Origin of the sequence: Kibdelosporangium banguiense, from assembly GCF_017876405.1 — a bacterium.
Lineage (GTDB): Bacteria > Actinomycetota > Actinomycetes > Mycobacteriales > Pseudonocardiaceae > Kibdelosporangium > Kibdelosporangium banguiense.
In genome coordinates this window covers 1,270,771-1,286,144 of sequence record NZ_JAGINW010000001.1, presented here as the reverse complement: position 1 = coordinate 1,286,144, position 15,374 = coordinate 1,270,771, and the positions used below count along the sequence as shown (strand labels likewise).

Annotated in this window: 15 protein-coding genes; 6 read left to right on the top strand and 9 right to left on the bottom strand. The window is 66.4% G+C overall.

Annotation, left to right across the window (positions count from 1 at the left end; translation table 11 throughout):
- Nucleotides 1-14: 14 nt before the first annotated feature.
- Entirely contained in the window at nt 15-1,454 is a 1,440-nt protein-coding gene (gene guaB1, locus JOF56_RS06100) for a GMP reductase (protein ID WP_209635352.1), read from the bottom strand.
- A gap of 37 nt (nt 1,455-1,491) precedes the next feature.
- Nucleotides 1,492-3,000 (bottom strand): ATP-dependent DNA ligase, encoded by a 1,509-nt coding sequence (locus tag JOF56_RS06095; RefSeq protein ID WP_209635350.1) that lies wholly within the window; start codon nt 2,998-3,000, stop codon nt 1,492-1,494.
- Between the two features lie 319 nt (nt 3,001-3,319).
- On the opposite strand from JOF56_RS06095, the gene JOF56_RS06090 reads away from it, so the two are divergent.
- The 3 genes from JOF56_RS06090 to JOF56_RS06080 all read left to right on the top strand — a co-directional run bounded on the left by JOF56_RS06090 (nt 3,320) and on the right by JOF56_RS06080 (nt 6,244).
- Entirely contained in the window at nt 3,320-3,829 is a 510-nt protein-coding gene (locus JOF56_RS06090) for a PH domain-containing protein (RefSeq protein WP_209635348.1), read from the top strand.
- Entirely contained in the window at nt 3,826-5,313 is a 1,488-nt protein-coding gene (locus tag JOF56_RS06085) for a PH domain-containing protein (RefSeq protein ID WP_209635346.1), read from the top strand. The genes JOF56_RS06090 and JOF56_RS06085 overlap by 4 nt, the downstream gene beginning before the upstream one ends.
- A 163-nt stretch (nt 5,314-5,476) precedes the next feature.
- Nucleotides 5,477-6,244, top strand: coding sequence for an SCO2207 family protein (locus tag JOF56_RS06080; RefSeq protein ID WP_307855771.1), 768 nt, complete (start codon nt 5,477-5,479; stop codon nt 6,242-6,244).
- Between the two features lie 7 nt (nt 6,245-6,251).
- On the opposite strand, the gene pdxR is transcribed toward JOF56_RS06080, so the two are convergent.
- On the bottom strand, nt 6,252-7,658 hold the full coding sequence (gene pdxR, locus JOF56_RS06075) for a MocR-like pyridoxine biosynthesis transcription factor PdxR (protein WP_209635342.1): 1,407 nt from the start codon (nt 7,656-7,658) through the stop codon (nt 6,252-6,254).
- 47 nt (nt 7,659-7,705) lie between these two features.
- Between pdxR and JOF56_RS06070 the strand changes: the two genes are divergently transcribed.
- Nucleotides 7,706-8,584 carry a DMT family transporter gene (locus JOF56_RS06070; protein ID WP_307854949.1) on the top strand — a complete coding sequence of 293 codons (879 nt, stop codon included), beginning with the start codon at nt 7,706-7,708 and terminating at the stop codon, nt 8,582-8,584.
- On the opposite strand, the gene JOF56_RS06065 is transcribed toward JOF56_RS06070, so the two are convergent.
- On the bottom strand, nt 8,526-9,920 hold the full coding sequence (locus tag JOF56_RS06065) for a class II fumarate hydratase (protein ID WP_209635340.1): 1,395 nt from the start codon (nt 9,918-9,920) through the stop codon (nt 8,526-8,528). The genes JOF56_RS06070 and JOF56_RS06065 overlap by 59 nt on opposite strands.
- Nucleotides 9,921-9,998: 78 nt before the next feature.
- On the opposite strand from JOF56_RS06065, the gene JOF56_RS06060 reads away from it, so the two are divergent.
- Entirely contained in the window at nt 9,999-10,970 is a 972-nt protein-coding gene (locus JOF56_RS06060; protein WP_372447841.1) for an NAD(P)/FAD-dependent oxidoreductase, read from the top strand.
- Between the two features lie 200 nt (nt 10,971-11,170).
- On the opposite strand, the gene JOF56_RS06055 is transcribed toward JOF56_RS06060, so the two are convergent.
- Nucleotides 11,171-11,638 (bottom strand): MarR family winged helix-turn-helix transcriptional regulator, encoded by a 468-nt coding sequence (locus JOF56_RS06055; protein ID WP_209635338.1) that lies wholly within the window; start codon nt 11,636-11,638, stop codon nt 11,171-11,173.
- 47 nt (nt 11,639-11,685) lie between these two features.
- On the opposite strand from JOF56_RS06055, the gene JOF56_RS06050 reads away from it, so the two are divergent.
- Nucleotides 11,686-12,099, top strand: coding sequence for a PPOX class F420-dependent oxidoreductase (locus JOF56_RS06050; RefSeq protein ID WP_209635336.1), 414 nt, complete (start codon nt 11,686-11,688; stop codon nt 12,097-12,099).
- On the opposite strand, the gene JOF56_RS06045 is transcribed toward JOF56_RS06050, so the two are convergent.
- From JOF56_RS06045 to glpX, 4 genes are all read right to left on the bottom strand, one after another.
- On the bottom strand, nt 12,089-12,595 hold the full coding sequence (locus JOF56_RS06045) for a L,D-transpeptidase (RefSeq protein WP_245378169.1): 507 nt from the start codon (nt 12,593-12,595) through the stop codon (nt 12,089-12,091). The genes JOF56_RS06050 and JOF56_RS06045 overlap by 11 nt on opposite strands.
- Before the next feature lie 71 nt (nt 12,596-12,666).
- Entirely contained in the window at nt 12,667-13,320 is a 654-nt protein-coding gene (locus JOF56_RS06040; RefSeq protein ID WP_209635334.1) for a L,D-transpeptidase, read from the bottom strand.
- Nucleotides 13,321-13,417: 97 nt separating this feature from the next.
- The gene (locus tag JOF56_RS06035; protein ID WP_307854948.1) at nt 13,418-14,128 is read right to left on the bottom strand and encodes a S1 family peptidase; all 711 of its coding nucleotides are present in this window, start codon (nt 14,126-14,128) and stop codon (nt 13,418-13,420) included.
- A gap of 117 nt (nt 14,129-14,245) precedes the next feature.
- Nucleotides 14,246-15,298 carry a class II fructose-bisphosphatase gene (gene glpX, locus JOF56_RS06030; RefSeq protein WP_209635332.1) on the bottom strand — a complete coding sequence of 351 codons (1,053 nt, stop codon included), beginning with the start codon at nt 15,296-15,298 and terminating at the stop codon, nt 14,246-14,248.
- Between the last annotated feature and the right edge of the window lie 76 nt (nt 15,299-15,374).

The following is a 15,374-nucleotide window of genomic DNA, read 5'->3' as shown; positions in this document are numbered from 1 at the left end:
GCCTGGCGCGCGGATCACCAACCGCCTGGCAACGGCCGTCCTTCGGCGAAACCGGCCGCCGACTGGATGCCGACCACAGCCTTCTCGTGGAACTCCTCGAGCGTGTGCGCACCGGCGTACGTGCACGACGAGCGGACACCCGAGCAGATGCTGTCGAGCAGGTCCTCTACGCCTGGACGCGCCGGGTCCAGCCGCATCCGGGACGTGGAGATGCCTTCCTCGAACAGCGCCTTACGAGCGCGGTCGAAGGCGTTGTCCGTACGCGTGCGTGCGCTGACGGCCCGTTTGGATGCCATGCCGAACGACTCCTTGTACGGCTGGCCGTTCTCGTCGTGGCGTAGGTCGCCAGGGGATTCCAGGGTGCCGGCGAACCACGAGCCGACCATCACACTGGCCGCCCCGGCGGCGAGCGCCAGCGCCACGTCACGCGGGTACCGGACGCCGCCGTCCGCCCAGACGTGTTTGCCCAGCTCGCGCGCTGCCTCAGCACACTCGAGGACCGCGGAGAACTGCGGCCTGCCGACGCCGGTCATCATCCGGGTCGTGCACATCGCGCCCGGCCCGACGCCGACCTTGATCACGTCCGCGCCCGCGTCGACCAGGTCCCGCACACCCTCAGGCGTCACGACATTGCCCGCCACGAGCGGCACCTCGGGGTTGAGCGCCCGCACCGACTTCAGCGCGGACAGCATCTTCTCCTGATGCCCGTGCGCGGTGTCCACGACCAGCGTGTCCACTCCGGCCGCGAGCAGCTCCTTGGCCCGTGCGGCCACGTCGCCGTTCACGCCGATCGCTGTGGCGATCCTGAGCTTCCCGTTCGCGTCCACGGCAGGCGTGTACAGCTCGGCCCGCAGCGCGCTCAGCTCGGTGAGCACGCCGGCCAACCGGCCTTGCGAGTCCACACCGACCGCGATCGGCGACGTACGGCCGTGCAGCTGGTCGAACACCCGGCGCGGCGCCATCTCCAAGGCGAACGTCGGCACGTTCGGGTCCATGACATCGCTGACCCTGGTGAACCGGTCCACTCCGGCACACGCGGCCTCGTCGACCACGCCCGTCGGACGACCCTTCTCGTCCACGACCACCACCGCGCCGTGAGCCCGCTTCGGCAGCAGGTTCAGCACGTCCGCGACCGAGTTGCCCCCGGTCAGCACCAGCGGCGTGTCCCAGACCGTGTGCCGCGACTTCACCCAGGCGACGATCTCCGCCACCGCCCGCGGGTCGACGTCCTGCGGCAGGACGACGAGTCCGCCACGCCTGGCCACCGTCTCGGCCATCCGGCGGCCGGCCACCGCCGTCATGTTGGCCACCACGATCGGGATCGTCGCGCCCGTGCCGTCAGGAGTGGACAGGTCCACGTCGAACCGGGATTCCACGCCCGACCGGTTCGGCGCCAGGAAGACGTCGTCGTAGGTCAGGTCGTAACCCGGGCCATGCCCGTGCAAGAACTTCACTGGACCTATTGTGCGCGGTCTGTTCTGAAGTTGTGTGTCAGATGCCTCCCTTGCCTGGTAGAAGGGCACGGACGGCGTCGATGGTGTCGGCTTCGGCCGGGTCCTTGTCCGGGCGATAACGCACAACTCGGGCAAAACGCAGCGCCACGCCGCCCGGGTAGCGCGTGCTGACCTGGGCGCCGTCGAGTTCGATCTCCACGACGAACTCCGGCCGGACATGCACGACCCAGTCCCCGGCCTGCGACTGGATCTCCTGCAGCGCCTTGGTCTGCCAGGCGAGCAGCTCGTCGGTCATGCCCTTGAAGGTCTTGCCCACCATGATCGGCGGCCCGCCGTCCGGATCGCGAGCGCCGAGGTGCAAGTTGGACAGATATCCGGTGCGCCTGCCGTGGCCCCACTCCGCGGCAAGCACGACCAGATCGAGGGTGTGCTCGGGTTTGACCTTCTGCCAGGACTTGCCCCGGCGCCCGGCCGCGTACAGCGAATCGAGCGCCTTCACCATCACGCCTTCGTGCCCGGCTTCGAGCGAATCGGCCAGAATCTGTTCCGCATCGGTCCTGCCGCCGGGAATCACGTGCTCCCCAACAGCTTTGTGCAACGCCTCATTGCGCTCACGCAACGGAGTGTCCAGCAGATCGACACCGTCCAGATGAAGGCAATCGAAGAAATACGGCCGCAGCAACAGTTCCCGCTGCGAGGTCGCCCCGAACCGGCTCATGGTCTCCTGGAACGGCCGGGGTTTGCCGTCGTCGGTGAGTGCCAGCGTCTCCCCGTCGAGCACAACTGTCCGGCACAGCAGGCCACGCACCAGATCGACCAGTTCCGGCACGCTTTCGGTTATCTCCCTGAGGGTGCGGGTGTACACGTGCACGTCGTCGCCGTCCTTGTGGACCTGAATACGCGCACCATCCATTTTGTACTCGACGATGTACTCGCCCAACTCGGCCAGCGCGCTCTCCAGAGACTCCGCGGGCGACGCCAGCATCGGCCGGACCGGCCGCCCGACCTCAAGCTTGAACCCCTTGAGCTCCTGCTCACCACCGGTCAACGCCGCCACAGCCGTCACCGTCAACCGTCCACACAACATGAACGCACGCCGCACCGCCTCACCAGGCACTTCAGCAGCCGAGGCGATCGCGTCCAGCATCACGCCCTCCAACGCGCCCTGCCGCAACTCACCCGTCATGAGCCTGCGCAGAAAGTCCTGCTCCTGTTGCGTGGCAGCCGTGAACAGCTCGGTCAGCAGATCGACCCGCTTCTGCGCCGACCCCTTGCCCGAGGTCCTGGAAAGCTCCTCGAGAATCGAGTCAGTCCGCTCAACAGTCAGTTCCGGCACGTCACTCGGCGTCGCCGCGAGGTCATAGAGCGTCCGCCAACCGGCCCCGGTCCGCCCCTGCCGCGGCGCCCCCGCCAGGAACGCCACCGCCGGCTCGATCGCCCCCGGCCCAGCCTGGGCCAGCAGCCCAGCCAGGGCCTTGACCTTCGCCAGCCTCGACCGCGTCCCCGCGACCGCGGCCGAGGTGGTGACAACGTCTGCGAGCAGCATGAACCCATCCTGCACTGTGTTGGATTGTCCTCGCTTCGCTCGGACGGGCTTTGTCGCCAAAGCCGGTCATTTCCACCCCGCCCCACGCGACCGACAACTTCGCTCAAGGCTGGTCGCCGCCGTGGCTGGGGCGATGTCGGGCGTGTTGCGTTGCGTAAATGACCAGCGCGACAAAGCCGGGCTGTGACGTGTCGACTCCCTGCGGGGGCGTAATGATCCGCGCGACAAAGCCGCCTGGCCGGAAGTCCGACTTTGGTCGCAGCGGTGCGCTACTTGGGGTGAATGGTCGGCGTCGGGGTGGGCGGGCATAGTGGGAAAGGTGAGTCAAGCGATCGCCCACAGGCTTCAGTTGCGGCTGCGTCCACCGGCCAACCAGGTGCATCCGCGGGCTGTGCTCTGGTGGGCGTTGCAGAGCGCGGCCTTCTGGGTGGCGCTGCTGGTCGGTGGTGGGGTGGCGTTGTTCTTCACCGGTGCTCCACTGTGGCTGGTCCTGATCGAGGTGGCGGTGGGGGTCGTCGCGGTTGTGGACCTGCTTGTCGAGCCGCGGTTGCAGTACCGCGCGCATCGTTGGGAGGTGACGGACCAGGCTGTCTACGTGCAGTCGGGGGTGCTGACGAGGGAGTGGCGGATCGCGCCGTTGTCCCGCGTGCAGACGGTGGACAGCGAGCGCGGGCCGCTGCAGCAGTGGTTGAAGCTGGCGACGGTGACGGTCACGACGGCCTCGGCGAGTGGGCCTTTGAAGATCAGAGGGCTGGGCCAGGATGAGGCTGCCGCGTTGGTCGACCGGCTGACGGCGGTCACCGAGGCGACGCCGGGGGACGCGACATGACCGAGACGTGGCAGCGGCTGGACCGCAAGACCATTTTTGTCGCCCCGCTGATGCCGCTGCTTTCGGTTGTCGGTGTGGTCACGCTGATTGTCCTGGTCCGGGGGTGGGATCGGGTCGGTTTCTGGGAACCGGCGATCACCGGGGGCATCGCCGTGGCCCTGTTCGTCGGCAACGCGTGGCACTGGAAGACCACGCGTTACCGGATCACGGAGACGCACGTCGAGTTGCACAGCGGCATGATTGTGCGCAAACACCGTTCGCTGCCGAAGGATCGGGTGCGTGCGGTCGACATGTCGGCGGATTTCTTCCACCGGTTGTTCGGATTGTCGGTCGTCACGATCGGCACGGGCAGGCATGTCGCCGAATCCGACGACGAACTCAAGCTGGAGGCCGTGTCAGCGGCTGAGGCCGACCGGCTGCGGATGCTGCTGTTACGGAAAGCGTCTGTGCCACAACAGGTTGTGCGCAACGGCACGCTGTCGAAGTTCGACCGGAGCTGGTTGCGGTACGCGCCCTTGACGTTCTTCGGGTTCCTGGCCGTTGTCGTGCTGGTCGGTGGTCTGTTCCAATTGGCCCGGATCGTGGACATCGAGCTCTGGAAGACCGGCCCGATACAGGGGCTTTTCCATTGGTACGAGCGATCGCCGTTGATCCTGTCGATCGCGATCACGGCTGTTGTGGTCCTTGTGCTGACCACGTTGCTGTCGGTCCTGGTGTACGCCGTGTTCTACTGGGGCTTCGAGCTGACGAGAAGCGACGGCACGCTTCGTGTCCAGTATGGACTCATCACCAGGCGATCGGTTTCCATTGAGGAAAAGCGGTTGCGTGGAATCCGGCTGGACGAACCGTTGCTGTTGCGCGCGACCGGGGGTGCGCGCGTCAAGGCGGTCGCGACCGGGCTGGGCAAGAAGAAGAGCGACGACGACAAGTGGGAACTGGACGCGGATCTCCTGCTGCCGCAGGCCCCTCAGTCCGAGGCGGCCAAAGTCGTGACCGATGTCCTGCGTACGTCACCGCCGCCGACCGCGGCGCCGTTGGTCAGGCACCCAGCCGCGGCTGCCCGCCGCCTGATCATGTGGCACACGATCGCGGCCGCGGTCCCGGCGATCACGCTGGGCATCCTGTCCGCGCTCGACCTCACGCCGGACTGGATCTGGCAGCTGTTGCTGGTGCTCATCCCGATCGGCGCGTTGGCCGGGCTGGGGGAGTACCGCGGCCTCGCGCACGGCCTTTCCGGCGACTTCCTCGTCGTCCGGTGGGGCGTGATCCCGAGGTCCACGGTCGCGGTGCAGCGGACCGGCATCATCGGCTGGAACGTCAAGCAGACGATCTTCCAGCGGCGGGCCCGGCTGGTCACTGTCACCGCCACGATCGCGGCGGGCAGTGGTTCTTACGCCATCCGGTACGCCGACCAGAACGACGGTCTGCAAATCGCCGATTCGGCTGTTGAAGGCCTGATCAGACCCTTCTTGACGAAAGACTGAAAACTTCTCCGAATTGGTTGAACCATCGTTGTTACCCGTTCGTATCCAAGGGTGAGGCGCAGGGAAGAAGACCTAGGAGTGGTGTATGTCCCTGTTCAAGAACAACGGCCGACACCGAAAGCAAGCCACCATCGGTTTGGCGGCAGTGCTGGGTGTGGCCGGTATCGCAGCAGGCGCTATCGCGTTCAGTTCGGGTAGCAGCGAGGCCGCCGAGTCCTGTCAGGGGCTGGACACCGCTTTGCAGAACAACTTGACCTTCATCGCAGGTCAGCAGGCAAATCCGGACGCTCAGTCGCAGGCCCGGATCGCCAACCGGCAGGCTGTGGTCGACCAGATCCAGCAACGCCGTCAGGCCGCCGGCTGCACCGGCAACGTCGCCGCCGCCCCAGCCGGGGCGGGCGCTGCCGTGTCCGGTGAGTCCTGTGCTGGTCTGGACCAGGCCCTGAAGAACAACCAGAACTTCATCGCGGGCCAGCAGGCGAACCCGGACGCTCAGTCGCAGGCCCGGATCGCCAACCGGCAGGCCGTCATCGACCTGATCCAGCAGCGTCGTCAGGCCGCGGGCTGCAACGGCAACGCCGCACAACAGCCGCCCGCCCAGAACAACGGTGGCGGAGCAGCGCAACAACCTGTCCAGCAAACTCCGCCTGCCAACAACGGCGGTAACGCTGGTGGCCAGGTCGGTGAGACCGTCTGCGCCGGATCCACGGTGACTCTGTCCGGCGAAGGCGGCGCGCCTGCCGCGTCCAGCAACCAGTTCCCGCTCGGCACCCAACTCAAGGTGACCAACCTGGACAACAACAAGTCCACCACGGTCGAGGTCACCTCGGTGTCCGGCAGCTGTGCCCTGCTCAACAACGCGGCCTTCGAACAGGTCCGCGAGCCGGGCAAGTTCCTGATCCGCCGCGCCAAGATCGAGCGCGTCGGCTGAGACAGCGTCACCCGGACTCCTCACGAGCCGCTTGTGAGGAGTCCGGTGTGGCGGCGGCGAACTCCGTGACGGCGGCGCGGAGTCGGTCTGGGGTGAGCGTGGCATATCCGATTACGAGACCGGGGAAGATCGATTGGGTCGAGTAACCGGCCAAGGCGGGAGCGTTCACCCCGCGGGCGGCGAGCGCCTGCGACAGCAGGCGGTCGTCGATCCCGTCAGGTAGCCGGATGACCACGTGCAGCCCGGCCGCGATCCCGATCGGTTTCCAGTCAGGAAGCTTGTGCGCCAACGCTTCCAGCAACGCATCGCGTCGGCGGCGGTACAGCGCCCGGCTGCGTCGTAGATGCCTGTCGTAACCTCCGGATCGCAGCATCCAGGCCAGTGTTGCCTGTGGGAGCGTGGCGCATCCCATGTCAGAGAACCGTTTTCGAGCCACGATAGCCGTGTGCATCCGATCCGGTAGGACTGTCCAACCCAGACGTATCGCGGGTGCGAGTACTTTGCTGACACTGCCCTGATACGCCACTCGTGCCGGATCGAGCGCTTGGACAGCACCCAGGGCGGGCCGGTCGTAGCGGTGCTCGGCGTCGTAGTCGTCTTCGATGATCAGCCCGTCCACATCTCGTGCCCACGCCAGCAAAGCCCTGCGGCGCTCCGGATGTAGCACTGTCCCCAGTGGAAACTGGTGCGCCGCAGTGACGAGCACGGCTCGGCATGACGTCTTCGCGAGTTCGGTGACCTGCAGGCCGTCGTCGTCGACCGGCACCGGGACAGGCCGAAGTCCGTGCGCGACAATGAGTTCTCGTTCGCCCGGCAGGCAGGGATCCTCGACCGCGACGCTGTGATGCCCGGTCGTCCGAAGGTACTCGATGGTCAGCCGCAACGCGTCGGCAGCTCCGTTGGTGATCAGGATCTGGTCGGGAGTCGCCGAGACGGCCCGGACCCGGCCGAGGTAGCTCGCCAGTTCCGTGCGCAGCCCGATGAATCCGGCCGGGTCGGGATAGCCCAGGCTGTCATCGGACAGCTCCGCCAGTGCCGACCGGCTCGCCGAGATCCACTCCGCTCGCGGAAACGCTGCCAGCGCCGGGATTCCGGTCCGCAGGTCCAGCCGCCAAGCCGGTGCTCCCGGCTGCTGTGAAGGACGATGTTGTTCTGCCCCAAGCGATGCGACCGTCGTACCCGACCCGTGCCGGGCAAGCAGATAGCCCTCGGCCACGAGCTGGGTGTACGCCGCCGTGATCGTGCCCCGCGCGACACCAAGCTGACCAGCGAGATCGCGGCTGGACGGCAGCCTGGCGCCCGGCAGCAGCCGTCCGTCCCGGATCGCGTCCCGCAGCGCCGACTCGATCGCCCGGCCGCGTTTGGGCGCTTCCGGCAGGAGCAGCTCCCGCAAAGTGGTCCAGTTCTCGGCCATAGAAGTGGAGCTTAAAGCTGGACCACATCTCCGGCACCCTCGATCGGGTGAACAAGGCGATGGTGGGCGCGGCTTTCGCGTCTGTGCTGGTCGGGGCCTCGGTACCGATCACAGGCATGCTTGATGGCTATCCGGTCCTGGCCGGCCAGGCGATCCGGTACGGGATCGCGGCCGTGGCCCTGCTGATCTGGCTCAAAGGCAGACTTCCGATGCCCTCGGCGCGTGACATACCCGGCTTGATCGCCATGGTTGTCGCGGGCATGCTCGGCTTCAACGCCGCGATTCTGCTAGCCCAGCGGTACGCCACGCCCGGCTTCGTCGCGGCGATGCTCGGCGGTAGCCCGCTTGTACTCGCGATCGTCGTTCCCGCTTTGCGTGGGCGTCGGCCCAATGCTCGTGCACTCATCGGAGCGACGCTCGTCGTCCTGGGAGTCGCGGTCCTCACCGGGGGCGGTTCGTGGCACGGACCCGGGCTGGCGCTCGCCCTGCTCGTGCTCGTCTGCGAAGTGGCGTTCACTTTGGGCGGCGTGGGCGTGACTCGGCGGCTTGGTGCAACGGCTGCGTCCACTTGGGCCTGTATCGGTGCGGCAGTCGGCGGAGCGCTGATAACAACCGGAGAAAATGCGTGGTCCCGACCAACGTGGCGCGAACTTATCGCGTTAACAGTATTGGGAACTTTGGTCACCGCAGTCGCCTTCGTGCTCTGGTACACGGGCGTCTCGGTGCTCGGGGCGGACCGCGCAGGTGTCCTGATCGGCCTGATGCCGCTATCCGGACTGGGGGTCGCGGTGATCGTCGGTGCGCAAGCGCTGACGATCACCGCGCTCGGTGGCGCCGTGGTGGTGGCAGCCGGTTGTGTGCTGGGCCTCAGCGTCCGCGCGCCATCCGCAACACGTCCAGCGCCTGATCGAGTTGCTCGACGGTGAGTTTGCCGGACTCCACGTGGCCGCGCTCGAGCACGACCTCACGGATGGTCTTGCGCTCCTTCAGGGACTGTTTGGCGATCGAAGCTGCTTCCTCGTAACCGATGTAGCGGTTGAGCGGTGTCACAATGGACGGTGAGGACTCGGCGTACTCCCGCGTCCGGTCGATGTCCACTTCGGTCCCTTCGAGGACCTTGTCGGCCAGCAGACGGGACACCGCGGCGATCAGCCGGGCGGACTCCAGCACGTTGCGCGCGATCACCGGCAGCATCACGTTCAGCTGGAAATTGCCCTGGCTGCCGGCGAACGTGACCGCGGCGTCGTTGCCGATCACCTGTGCCACGACCATCATCGTGGCCTCGGAGATCACCGGGTTCACCTTGCCCGGCATGATCGACGACCCCGGCTGCAGGTCAGGCAGGTGCAGCTCGGCCAAACCGGTCCGTGGCCCGGAACCGAGCCAGCGGATGTCGTTGGCGATCTTGAACAGGGACACCGCGACCGCGCGCAGCTGCCCGGACGTCTCGACCACGCCGTCCTGCGTCGCCTGGGCCTCGAAGTGGTTGCGCGCCTCGGTCAATGGCAGATCCGTGGCCTTTGCGAGCTCGGCCGACACAAGCGCACCGAAGTTGTCCGGCGCGTTCAGGCCACTGCCCACGGCGGTACCGCCGATCGGCAACTCCGCGAGCCGGGGGAGCGATGCCTGCAGGCGCTCGACCCCGTAGCGGACCTGGGCCGCCCACGCACCGGCCTCCTGGCCCAGCGTGATCGGCACCGCGTCCATCAGGTGCGTCCGGCCGGACTTGACCACGTCCGCCCAGTCCGCCGCGCGTTTCTCCAGCGTGTGAGCGAGATGCCGAAGGGCGGGGATCACGTCCCTGAGCACGGCCTCGGTCGCCGCGATGCGGATCGTGGTCGGGAAGGTGTCGTTGGACGACTGGGACGCGTTCACATGGTCGTTCGGGTGCACGTCCCGGCCGAGCGCACGCGTGGCCAGGGTCGCGATGACCTCGTTCGCGTTCATGTTCGACGACGTGCCCGAACCGGTCTGGAACACGTCGATCGGGAAGTGGTCGTCGTGTTCGCCGTCGGCGACCTGCTGCGCGGCGGCCGTGATCGCGTCCGCGAGATCCGCGTCCAGGACACCGAGCTGCTTGTTCACCCACGCGGTGGCCGCTTTGAGCAAACCGAGCGCCCGGACCTGCGATCGTTCCAGGCCACGGCCCGAGATCGGGAAGTTCTCCACGGCGCGCTGGGTCTGCGCGCGCCACAGGGCGTCCACTGGCACCCGGACTTCGCCCATGGTGTCGTGCTCGATGCGGTAGTCACGTTCTGCCATGCCTTGAGTGTTCACCCTAGGCGGGTAGGGGCGCTCGTCGTAGGCTCGTGATCGTTCCCACCACCACGGGGGTGTCTGTTGACGAATGTCGACCTCTTGATCGTCGGGGCCGGTCCTACGGGCCTGTTCGCCGCCTACTACGCCGGCTTCCGGGATCTCTCGACCGCGATCGTGGATTCCTTGCCGGAACCGGGCGGCCAGGTCACCGCGATGTATCCGGAGAAACAGATCTTCGACGTCGCCGGCTTCCCAGCGGTCAAAGGCCGGGACCTGGTCGCGGCCCTCGTCGAACAGGCAGGCCAGTGGAAACCCACATACCTGCTGGGCCGCAAGGCAGCCACCCTCATGCCGCTCGACTCGGGCGGCTTCTCTGTAGGCCTGGGCGACGGAACGTCAGTGCAAGCCGGAGCAGTCCTGATCACAGCGGGCATGGGTGAATTCACGCCAAGGCCCCTGCCCGCGGGCAACGGCTGGCTAGGCCGCGGCATGGTGCATTTCGTCCCGGAGTTGGACGTCTACCGCGACAAGCACGTAGTCGTGGTGGGAGGCGGAGACTCAGCCTTCGACTGGGCCCTCGCCCTGCACCCGATCGCCGCGAGCGTGAAACTCGTACACCGCAGAGCAAAATTCCGCGCCCACCCACCGACAGTCCGCCAAGTCGAAGCCCTGGGCGTCCCGATCATCACCGACGCCGAGGTAACCGTGCTCCGCGGCGACCCAGTCGTGCAGGAAGTCGAAATCCTGGTGAAAGGCGGCGAACCCACAACGCATCCCGCCGACGTGGTCGTCGCAGCCCTCGGCTTCACAGCAGACCTGGGCCCCCTCGAATCCTGGGGCCTGAAACTCCGCCAACGCGCCATCGAAGTCGACAGCACCGGCAAAACCGCGATCGACAGAATCTACGCGGCCGGCGACGTCGCCAACTACCCAGGCAAAGTCAAACTGATCGCCACCGGCTTCGGCGAAGCCGCCACAGCAGTCAACAACATCGCCGTCGCCCTCAACCCCGAAGCCCACCTCTTCCCTGGCCACTCCAGCAACGAAGGCTGACTCAGCCTGGTCAAACTCGCTCTGCATCGAACGAACGGCACCACTCGCAAATCTAGTTGTCCACAACCCGCCCCAAACCCCCTCCACCCCCTCTGACCTCGATAGACTGGCAACGGGGTCGCCCCCTGGGATGGGCGGGGGATTGTTTGTCGGGGGATGGCGGGGAAATTCGGGCGTGGCTGGCGAGCGGGGCCCGCTTCTTACGCTGGGTCGGGGGTTTTGAGGGCGGAGACGACGGCGTTGGTGGCGTCGCCGAGGATTTCGATCTGTTCGCGGGTGAGGTGGTCGAAGAAGTGGCGGCGGACTGATTCGACGTGCAGGGGGGCGGCGGCCTCGATGGCTCGGCGGCCGGCCTGGGTCAGCAGGATGGTGGCGCCGCGGGCGTCGTCGGTGCATTCCTCGCGGGTGACGAGGCCGCGTTGCTGCATGCGGGTGACGTGGTGGGAGAGGCGGCTTTGGGACCACAGCATTCGCTCGGCGAGTTTTTTCAGGCGGTAGCGGTGGTCGCGTGCTTCTGACAAGGTCGAGAGGACGTCGTAGTCAGGCTCGGAGAGGCCGGACTGCTGGGCGAGCTCCCGATTCACCTGGGCGTTGAGCAATAAGAACATTCGGCGGTAGCCGCGCCAGGCGCGGTCCTCGGCCTCGTCGAGCCAACGCGGTTCGGACATGACCGACACTGTAGCGTTTGTTGACATGTCATGTAAGTTGTCGAAGCATGGACAAGCTTGAGGATCTGCTTCGGACGAGCCGGAAAGGCGTGCTTGTCACGATCAAGCGCGACGGCCGGCCGCAGTTGTCGAACGTGAGCTACGCCTTCCGGGACGGCGTGGTCCGGATCTCGGTCACCGATGACCGCGCCAAGACCAGGAATCTGCTGCGGGACCCGCGGGCCAGCTTCTATGTCACCAACGAGACCTTCCGCCGCTACGTCGTCGCGGAGGGCACGGCCACGCTGTCGGAAGTCCCGATGCAGCCGGACGACGAGGCGATGAACGAACTCGTGGAGCTGTTCCGCGACGTCCAGGGTGAACACCCGGACTGGGACGAGTACCGCGCCGCGATGATCGCCGACCGCCGACGGGTCGTGCGTATTCCGGTCGACCGGATCTACGGCCTGGCTATGGACTGACCTGCACCGGAGCCTTCGCCGTCAGTGCGTCGAAGAAGATCTTGGCCACTTCGGGGGACAGGTGCACACAGCCGTGTGACTGCTCGGAGAGGCTTCCTTCATGGAAGGCGATTCCGCCGGGCGCGAAGAACACCGAGTGCGGCATCGGCGTGCCATAGATGTTCGACGTGTGCACGGCGTCCTTCCACACCACTTTGAACTTTCCGACTGGGGTCTCATGACCCTGTCGGCCATGCGTGATCGGCACCGGGCCGTACTCCACGACGCCGTCACGCATCAGCCAGGCGAGATTCTGCGAAAGGCTTACGCACGCCCTGATCTCCGCGTCGCACGGCGGCAACGGCACCACCACAGGCTGCGGTTGCGGAGTGACAGTCGTGGACGTGGTGGTGGTGGTCACCGGGGGCACGATCGGTGCTTGCATCGCCACCGGAGCGGGTGGCGGGGAACACGCCGCGAGTAACAGCAACGAAAAGCTCAGCAGGGCAGAACGCATGAAAAACCTTTCCCTTGGCGCGTGCACTCAAACTCACGCGCCAAGGGAAAGGTTGGTTGCAAAGCAGATGGTTATCGCACGACCTCGACCTGGTCACCGACCGACAGCGCGCCGAAGTACTTCTGTGCCGCCGCCGGCGACAGGTGAATGCAGCCGTGTGACAGCTGCGACAGGCTGCCCTGGTGGAACGCGATGCCACCGTTGAAGAACACCGACCACGGCATCGGGGCGTCGTTGAAGATGCTGCTCTTGTGGTCCTTGTTCTTGAACTGCACCTTGAACGTGCCGGGCGGCGTCAGGTAGCCCTTGCGGCCGTGGGTGATCTTCACCGGGCCGTAGGTCACCTTGCCGTCCTGCATCAGCCACGACTGGTTGGTCGACAGCTTGATGCACGCTTTGGCCGCGGTGCTGCACGGTGCCTCGGTGGACTGCTCCGGCTTGGGCTTCGGCGGCGCGGGCTTGGGCGTGGTCTTGCTCGTGGTCGGCTTCGGCGGCGTCGTCTTGGTCGACGTGGGCGTCGAGGTGGACGTGGACGTCGGGGTGCTGCTCGGGGCCGACGTCTGCGTGGCCGTGGTCGCGGTGGTGGCCGGCGAGGAGCTCTCAGTCGAGACCGGCGCGGTCTGCTGCCCAGCGGCCAAGCCGATCGGCGTCGATGGCGACGAGCAGGCGCTGAGCACCGCTGCCGCGGCCACTGCCGCCCCCACAATCAGCTTTCTTACCCGCATTGTCGTTTCTCCCTCAACCGGTGATCCCTATGCCTCAAAGACGACTTGTGATCCCTCCAGGTTGCGTCCGGGTGGTCTCAACCGGATCTCGGTAATGTCACATGGTCTGTTGGGTAATCCAGTCCGTGTAGGCGAACACGTTGGTGTAGATGGACGGCCCGCTGCCGCAAACCGAACTGTCGTTGCCGGACCTGCTGGTCAAGCCGGCAAGACGCCATTGCGTGCCGTCTTTGACGATTTGCGGGCCGCCGGAGTCGCCGTAACAGGCGCCCGACACGGAACCAGGGCTGTCGGTGCACAGTTCGAGCGCGCCGTCGATGTCGAGGCAGCGGCCGACGGCGATGACCTGGGTGTCAAGCTGTTGCAGCACAGGCGCGGGACCGCACTGACCAAGCTGCGGGCATGTCTGCCCCCAGCCGAGCAACCTGGTCACGGTGCCGGGCGGGGCCGCGGCGATCGGGATCGGCGCCGACTTCGCGGGCAGGGCCAGTCTCAGCAGCGCGATGTCGTTTCCCGGTTTCACCCCGTCGAATCCGGAATGCACGACGACTTTACTGACCGGCAGAATCTCACCGCCCTTGGCCAGTTCGTTGCTACCGGCTCGGATTCGCATATCACCCGGTGGGTTGTTCTGTACGCAATGCGCCGCGGTGAGTACCCATTCGGGTTTGACCAGTGAGCCACCGCAGAAGTGCTCACCGTCGGCCTGCTGGACCGAGACCATGAAAACGTAGGGCTGATCGGCGTCTTTGCCGCCCACGATCGGCGTTGTCAGCAACACCAATCCGGCAAGGAAAGTGCGAAGCACCGCTCGAAACTACGCGGCGGGAGGAGAAAACGCGATCCGGCAGGCGAAGGAATCATTCGCCTGCCGGATCGCGGTCCGTCATTGAAATTCACCGGATCGGGTCATCCGGATGACTCTTTACGGCAATGGCGGCAGCAGGTCCTCGTCATTCTCGGCCTTGGCGTCGAAGTCGACCGTCGAGTACTCGCGCAGCTTGGTCAGCCGGTGGAACCCGTCGATCATCCGCACGGTCCCGGACTTGGAACGCATCACAATGGACTGTGTGGTGCAGCCGCCGGACCGGTAGTGCACGCCACGCAGGAGATCGCCGTCGGTGATTCCGGTCGCGCAGAAGAACACGTTCTCACCGCTGACAAGATCGTCGGTGGACAGCACCCGGTCAAGATCGTGGCCTGCGGCCAGCGCCTTCTCCCGCTCGGCGTCGTCCTGCGGCCACAGCCGGGCCTGAATCGCGCCGCCCATGCATTTCAGCGCGGACGCGGCGATGATTCCCTCAGGCGTGCCACCGATTCCAAGCAGCATATCGACACCGGTATTCGGGCGGGCCGCCGAAATAGCACCCGCGACGTCACCGTCGGAAATGAAGTGAATGCGCGCGCCGGCCCGCCGGACCTCTTTCACCAGCTGCTCGTGCCGCGCCCGGTCCAGGATGCACACGGTCACGTCGGAGACGTCGGTGTGTTTGGCCTTCGCGACCCGGCGGATGTTCTCGGCCACCGGCGCGGTCAGATCGATCACATCGGCGGCCTCCGGGCCCACCGCGATCTTCTCCATGTAGAACACCGCGGACGGGTCGAACATCGAGCCCCGCTCGGCCACCGCGAGTACCGCGATGGCGTTCGGCATGCCTTTGGCCATCAGGGTTGTGCCGTCGATCGGATCGACCGCGACGTCACAGGCAGGGCCGTTGCCGTCGCCCACCTCCTCGCCGTTGAACAGCATCGGGGCTTCGTCCTTCTCGCCCTCGCCGATCACCACGACGCCCTGCATGGACACCGTGCCGATCAGTTTGCGCATGGCGTCGACCGCCGCGCCGTCACCGCCGTTCTTGTCCCCACGGCCCACCCAGCGGCCAGCCGACATGGCCGCCGCCTCGGTGACCCTGACCAACTCCAGGGCGAGGTTGCGGTCAGGCAGTTCACGCCTGCCGCTGGCGTTGGGTGTCGTCATGTTTCCGCTCCCGGGTCTCGTCAGCGCGACCTGTCGATCCTCGCAGATCGGACCGGGGGCGCGGTAACGTCGAGTG